The 5916-nt window shown below is 34.7% G+C and carries 11 protein-coding genes and 1 pseudogene; 6 read left to right on the top strand and 6 right to left on the bottom strand.

Features of this window, described 5'->3' with window-relative positions:
* Nucleotides 1-163: 163 nt before the first annotated feature.
* From HET73_RS08480 to HET73_RS09950, 4 genes are all read right to left on the bottom strand, one after another.
* A complete protein-coding gene (locus HET73_RS08480; protein WP_343033092.1) occupies nucleotides 164-403 on the bottom strand; it encodes an amino acid kinase family protein in 240 nt (79 codons plus the stop codon).
* A gap of 123 nt (nucleotides 404-526) precedes the next feature.
* Nucleotides 527-934: an amino acid kinase family protein gene (locus tag HET73_RS08475; RefSeq protein ID WP_246210198.1), complete on the bottom strand. Its 408-nt coding sequence runs from the start codon at nucleotides 932-934 to the stop codon at nucleotides 527-529.
* Between the two features lie 198 nt (nucleotides 935-1132).
* On the bottom strand, nucleotides 1133-1312 hold the full coding sequence (locus tag HET73_RS09955) for a hypothetical protein (RefSeq protein ID WP_410543561.1): 180 nt from the start codon (nucleotides 1310-1312) through the stop codon (nucleotides 1133-1135).
* Nucleotides 1240-1395: a hypothetical protein gene (locus HET73_RS09950; RefSeq protein WP_410543559.1), complete on the bottom strand. Its 156-nt coding sequence runs from the start codon at nucleotides 1393-1395 to the stop codon at nucleotides 1240-1242. Before HET73_RS09950 ends, HET73_RS09955 begins: the two co-directional genes overlap by 73 nt.
* Between HET73_RS09950 and HET73_RS09945 the strand changes: the two genes are divergently transcribed.
* The 4 genes and pseudogenes from HET73_RS09945 (at nucleotide 1337) to HET73_RS05635 (ending at nucleotide 3687) form a co-directional block, all read left to right on the top strand.
* On the top strand, nucleotides 1337-1489 hold the full coding sequence (locus HET73_RS09945) for a hypothetical protein (protein ID WP_410543560.1): 153 nt from the start codon (nucleotides 1337-1339) through the stop codon (nucleotides 1487-1489). The two genes, HET73_RS09950 and HET73_RS09945, sit on opposite strands and share 59 nt — an antisense overlap.
* Before the next feature lie 139 nt (nucleotides 1490-1628).
* A pseudogene (gene prfA / locus HET73_RS05645) lies at nucleotides 1629-2709 on the top strand (peptide chain release factor 1).
* 167 nt (nucleotides 2710-2876) lie between these two features.
* A complete protein-coding gene (locus tag HET73_RS05640; protein ID WP_174134159.1) occupies nucleotides 2877-3353 on the top strand; it encodes a hypothetical protein in 477 nt (158 codons plus the stop codon).
* A 13-nt stretch (nucleotides 3354-3366) separates the two neighbouring features.
* Nucleotides 3367-3687: a hypothetical protein gene (locus tag HET73_RS05635; RefSeq protein WP_174134158.1), complete on the top strand. Its 321-nt coding sequence runs from the start codon at nucleotides 3367-3369 to the stop codon at nucleotides 3685-3687.
* Between the two features lie 28 nt (nucleotides 3688-3715).
* On the opposite strand, the gene HET73_RS05630 is transcribed toward HET73_RS05635, so the two are convergent.
* Together HET73_RS05630 and HET73_RS09940 are read right to left on the bottom strand one after the other, a co-directional pair.
* Nucleotides 3716-4450 (bottom strand): MFS transporter, encoded by a 735-nt coding sequence (locus HET73_RS05630; protein WP_281356042.1) that lies wholly within the window; start codon nucleotides 4448-4450, stop codon nucleotides 3716-3718.
* Entirely contained in the window at nucleotides 4413-4814 is a 402-nt protein-coding gene (locus tag HET73_RS09940; protein ID WP_255453541.1) for an MFS transporter, read from the bottom strand. Before HET73_RS09940 ends, HET73_RS05630 begins: the two co-directional genes overlap by 38 nt.
* 669 nt (nucleotides 4815-5483) lie before the next feature.
* Here HET73_RS09940 and HET73_RS05625 point away from each other — a divergent pair.
* Both HET73_RS05625 and HET73_RS09690 read left to right on the top strand, forming a co-directional pair.
* The gene (locus HET73_RS05625) at nucleotides 5484-5681 is read left to right on the top strand and encodes a hypothetical protein (RefSeq protein WP_174134157.1); all 198 of its coding nucleotides are present in this window, start codon (nucleotides 5484-5486) and stop codon (nucleotides 5679-5681) included.
* The gene (locus HET73_RS09690) at nucleotides 5675-5758 is read left to right on the top strand and encodes a DnaJ domain-containing protein (RefSeq protein WP_174134160.1); all 84 of its coding nucleotides are present in this window, start codon (nucleotides 5675-5677) and stop codon (nucleotides 5756-5758) included. The genes HET73_RS05625 and HET73_RS09690 overlap by 7 nt, the downstream gene beginning before the upstream one ends.
* The last annotated feature ends 158 nt before the right edge of the window (nucleotides 5759-5916 follow it).

Below are 5916 nucleotides of genomic sequence, written 5' to 3'. Positions count from 1 at the left end.
TGTTCGCGAAAGTGCAATCAATGTTCAACTATAAATCATTCACAATCGATACACTCGAATTATTCTCAGTAAATATATCAACTATAATATTAGGTACGCCGCCATCAATTATATGAGCAGTTCCAGCACATTCTTCCACCATTTTAATGCATGCTATAAGCTTTTAAATAAGTCTTTCTCCCCTAATTTTACCGCATTTAATCGACGCATTTAAATTTTTAACAGATATTCTCCTATCACCGATTTTATCTATTTCTTCTGTATCACTAAAGGTTATCAGTTTAGATGCAGAAACTGCAATTGCTATTGCACTTGCAGCACTATCGGCATTGATGTGATATGTTTCCCCATTTCTTCCATGGCCAATAGGTTCAATAACTGGTATAAAATCTAATTCTTCAATAAAGAATAATATATCAGGATTGATTTCAATTGGTCAACAAATCCCATGTCTAATATTCTTTCGATATTGTTTTATCGATTTTCCCTAAGCGTAGTACTTACTTTTTCGGCTTTGATTAGGTTGTCATCTTTTCCACATAATCCAATAGCCGAACCACCAGCAAAATTTATGCACTGAACAATTTTTTTTATTAACTGAGCCACATAACGCCATTTCAATGATTTTCATAGTATCTTTGTCTGTAAATCTGATATTATTCACAAACTTACTACCCAGGCCTAAGGGTTTTAGTACAGAATTAATTTCACGCTCTCCGTCATGGACTATAACTGGATTTATGCCAATCTGTTTCAACAAGACAACATTATGCACAATAGTATTGAACAGTATCTCATTTGAGATTGTCACGTTGCTGCATTTGATGACAAAAGTTTCGCCTACAAAGTTGGGTATATTAGATAGCACTTCAAGCAATATTTCTCCTCTTTGTCCAAATGATATCTTATCATTAGAAAATTCACTGTTCTTCATTCATTTATCTTGTAAACTTGAAAAATTCATCTCTTACCTTATTTATTTTACACTTCATGCAAGTGCTTATTCGATGAATTGATACACTTTCGTTATCAACCCATTTTTAATGCTTTCTAGAATAGCATCGAGATTTTCTTGGCTTACCTTGTCTATTTTTGTTAGCACAACATCAAAGTTAATATTATTATATATTAATCAATAAATAAAGTCTTTGTCTATTTCTTTTAGTCCTAATTTGCTGTCTATCAGCACAAACGCTCTTTTTAAGCTTCTTCTCTGAATTAAGTAATATTCAACAAGGTCTAAGTATTGCTTTGTTTCTTTCTTGCTTGTATGAGAATATCCATACCCAAGCCTGAACTTATCATTGTACATAGAGTATAAAAATTTATTTGTCTAGTGTACCCAGGCTTAGAAGAAACTCTGGCAGCGTTTTTGCTGTTTATCAGCAAGTTAATTAAACTGGATTTTCCTACATTTGACCTACCGGCAAACGCAATCTCTGGAATTGATTCATCTGGTAATGATTGTATGTCTGAAGTCCAAACATAAAATTGCCTTTGTTCCCTTGCCATTATTTTATAGAAATAGGTATAAATAGGTATCTAAGGTAGTATGTATATTATAATGTTATCGCTTGATAAAAAAAAATTTGTTTCAAGTATACATTTTAGTAGTTAAACTAAGCTGTATGGACATGGAAAATAACTTACAAGACTTAAAGGAAAAAATTAATGATATAGAAAGAAAATTGGAAAATCCTACCAACTTAAGTCAAAAAGAATTTATCAACCTTTCAAAAGAATATTCTGAACTCAGACCAATTATCGAGGTAATTGATGAATACAACACGCTGAAAGAAGAAATTTTAGACTTAGAGGAAATAATAAAAGATGAAAATAGTGAATACGATATAAAAGAGTTAGCAAAAGAAGAACTCCTTGAAAAGCAAAAAATGTTACTGCCAGAAGTAAAAACCAAGCTAAAGTTAGCACTACTGCCAAAAGATGAAGATGACTCAAGAAACGCAATACTAGAAATCAGAGCAGGCACAGGGGGAGAAGAAGCGGCATTATTTGCAGCAATGTTATTTCGCATGTACCAAAAATATGCAGAAAGAAGAAGTTGGAAGTTTGAGCCAATAAGTATCTCTAGCACAGGTATAGGTGGCTATAAGGAAGCTTCTGCACTTGTTAATGGAGAAGTTTTCGCAAGACTGAAATTTGAATCAGGAGTACATAGGATGCAGAGGGTACCTGAAACTGAATCCTCGGGAAGGCTGCACACTTCAGCAGCTACTGTTGCAATATTACCTGAAGTTGAAGAAGTCGATTTTAAAATAGAAGAGAAAGACTTACGAATAGACGTTTACAGGTCTAGCGGTCCTGGAGGGCAGTCAGTCAACACAACTGACAGCGCAGTAAGAGTTACTCACCTGTTAACAGGAATAGTTGTGATACAGCAAGATGAAAAATAGCAGCATAAAAATAAAGCTACAGCTCTGAAAGCATTGAGAGCAAGATTGTATGAAATTGAAAGACAAAAAAAAAAGAAACAGAAAGATCAACAATGAGAAAAAGCCAGATCGGTTCTGGAGACCGCTCTGAACGTATTAGAACTTATAACTTTCCACAATCGAGAATAAAAGACCACAGAATTAATCTAACTTCACACCGGCTAGAGCAAATTATAAAAGAGAGGGCGAACTAGACGAGTTCATTGAGGCATTAATTTCACGCAACGAAGCAGAAAGGTTAGCGGGAGTGAGTTAATATGATCTTTTGAACCACAATATTTCACTTAGCGTGCAGGTACATGCATACTGTATTGTAGTGTTTTCCAAGTTTTTTACAGAGGCCCCACAATACCAGCCTCTTTATAGCTGAAATATAATAATTATTTTTATACTTCTATTGATTTATTTATAGATATTAATACAATGTCAACTAATAGTGATGGTAAAGAAATGCGTAACAGTACTAGTGACATACACAATGAAGTGGTGGAAAGTTTAAATAGCCTGGTTCATAATGGACAAATAAGCAAATTTAAGAAGATATTTGATATCCTTACATATCACCATAAACAGTGCTACCTTCACATAGTAAAACTGATGGGTGATGCTATTGTTACGTCCAGCGTACTGAATGCAATGGCAAAATATCAAGCTGTTAGCATGTTTTATGATCTACTCAAAAAAGATCAAGGCTTTGCGTTTAATACATTGGATGCTGTTTTTTATCGATCCAATACTTTATTCAACACTCTGTTTAGTCAACTTAATCTTCAGCAAAAAGACGATTACAAGATATACCTAGAGATAAGATCGACAGTTAGTGCTAAGCACATTTTCGAGCGTTTTTATTCAAATGATAAAAGGAAGCCTAAACAGAAAAATCTAATGCAAGAATTCTAATACAGATAGTAGGTTGTTAAGGCAAAGAAAGAAGACTATTCAGAATGGACTTTTAACATTAAATAATTTTGCAAGTTTCCTTCCAAACTCTGCGACATTAGAAGAGACAACCGATCAATACGAAATAGAACCTCCCACAGTTAATTTGAGTTTAAAATCGGAAGAATATCAAGATATGCTTTCAGAGTCAGATAATCAGTCAATGGATGAGTTGATTTATTGGGTAACTGGAGAACAGCTATCAAATAGCCTTCAACTCTCAATATTAAAAAAGTTTAATGAACTAGAAGAAGTAATTACAGAGCCAGTAGCAAAGCGCCAACGCACATTATAACGATAACTGAAGAGATATATAATTGTCGTTATAGATCTTCTCTCCAGACCTTGAAAACAATAAATAAACAGCAACCTAACACTACCGCAGAAAAAACAAGAATAGCTGCGTTGTCTGCTTGACCGTTATAAACATCGCTCGTTAAGCCAATAAGAATAATGAATGAAACTGCAGAAGAAGCTGTACCTTTAATTTCAGGAAAACCATTTATTGATGCATTAAAAAGCACTGCCTGGCAAATTCCACGACCGATACAAAAAATAATCATAGATAGCGTTACTAAGTAGTAGGAATGGGACATGGTTACGCTGAATATCAAAAGCAATAGAGACCCAATAATGATCACACTCGTACTGGAAATTACACACCCTATTGCTCCAAGTTTCTGCAAAATTTTGTCAGCAAATAGACTAATGATTGAGAAGGATCCAACTATTGCACTTTGATGTAGTGCATAAATAACGCTAGATAAACCGAAAGTTTCCATATACAAAAAAGATCCACAAGTGATAAACGACATATAAGCAGCAGAGAAACGACTCATTATCAAAGATGGAGCCATAAACTTTGAACTCAATAATAGCTTCCTGTACTCTTTCATCATCTTTCTTAAACTAAAAGAATCACGATCCTTTTTTGTTTTAGGTAACAGAAAAAGCAGCAGAATCCAAGAGATTAAACAATTTATTGCAACACTTGCATAGTCGCCACGCAACCCCACAATTTCATTGATAAAACTGCCTAAAACCGGCGCAATTGCCATGACAACTGTGACAATAGAATTTCACCGCTTCGTCACCTTTATAGCTATCTGCAACAATTGCAAACACAACTACAGACGTGCTTACACCAGTGCCTTGAATAAAGCGAGAGATTAAAAGCCAAAAAACTGATGGGGAAAAAACACAGCCAACAGCACCGATTAATAGCAATGTGTTGCCTATGATCATAATTCTTCTTCTGCCATAGCATTCAGACAATGGGCCCAAAAATAGCCCTCCTATGCAAAAGCCTAGGAAATTATAAGCAATAGTTAATTGAATTCTACCTTCTGATACATCGAAATAGCGCACTATATCTGGAAAGCTAGGTACAGAAATACCAATTTCAATGAACTTGGCAATCAAAGATAAGATCAGCAGAAGGGATAGTAAAATTTAAAATTTTTAATCAATGAATAAAAGTAGCGCATTTGAAGCATTTGGCAAAGAGTATTTTATGTTTAAAATACTCTGCTATTACGAAAATCTTGCATAGCAGCACATTGCAAAAATCTCCTTGACAACCCCCTTCAATCTCATTACTATGATACTGAAGCTATTGATTTATCTTCGCAATATGCAGATTAAAACGACAAAGGAAACTTTGTATTTGGCGTCTCATGTTTAAAATTTTGCACTATGTGCACTCCATGTCTTTATAAAATTCCTGGGTTTTTGCCTATACAAGCTGAAACGCGCTTATACATGTAAGTCGTTTAAGACAGTATAGAACGTCAAATAGAACAAGGGAGAATTTGAATACTAGCTGCTCTGGGATTCTCTTGCCTTTTTTTCTGCTTAGTCAATTTCTTAAACATTAAAGCTAAGGTTAGCTGCAGTTAAAAGCAGATAAATTGCAGTGTTTAAGACTAAAAGAACGCCGATACTGGAAATAGACAATAACCAGGGATCATTTTGCCTTTTTTTCGGATTAGTGCATTTTTTAATATTAATTACTAAACTGGATCCCAGTACTTGGATGACAAGAAAGGGGCTACTTGCATTGTATATTAGATCCCAGTGTCACGCACTGGGATGACACCATTACCCAGTACTGGGATGACAAAAAGGGAAGGTACAGGGATGACACCAAAGGGAGCTACTTTGGATGTCACCGAATTGGATGACAAGAAAGGGCTCTCATTTTTTATTTTGTTTTCTTGCTACTATAATATATTATGTTCAATAAAAAGGGGTGAGCAAAAACACGTAAGGAAGCGTTTGAAATACTAGAATTACCAGAGAATGCAAGCGCAGAAGAGATTAAAAAAGAATATCACAGATTTGCATTGAAATGGCATCCTGACTGACAGATAAAAACCAAGAAGCAGAGGAAAAGGCCAGGGAAATAATGGAAGCATATAGAATATTAACAGGCAAGACTAAAGAAGAGTTAGATAGTGAATTAGCTGAAATGGTCAATAATCTTCGTAAGGGTGTGGAAGAATTGCACTACGGTTTACACTTA

The organism is Wolbachia endosymbiont of Atemnus politus, assembly GCF_013309895.1.
The sequence above is the reverse complement of the archived record's forward strand: the minus strand, read 5'-3'. Positions and strand labels throughout refer to the sequence as shown.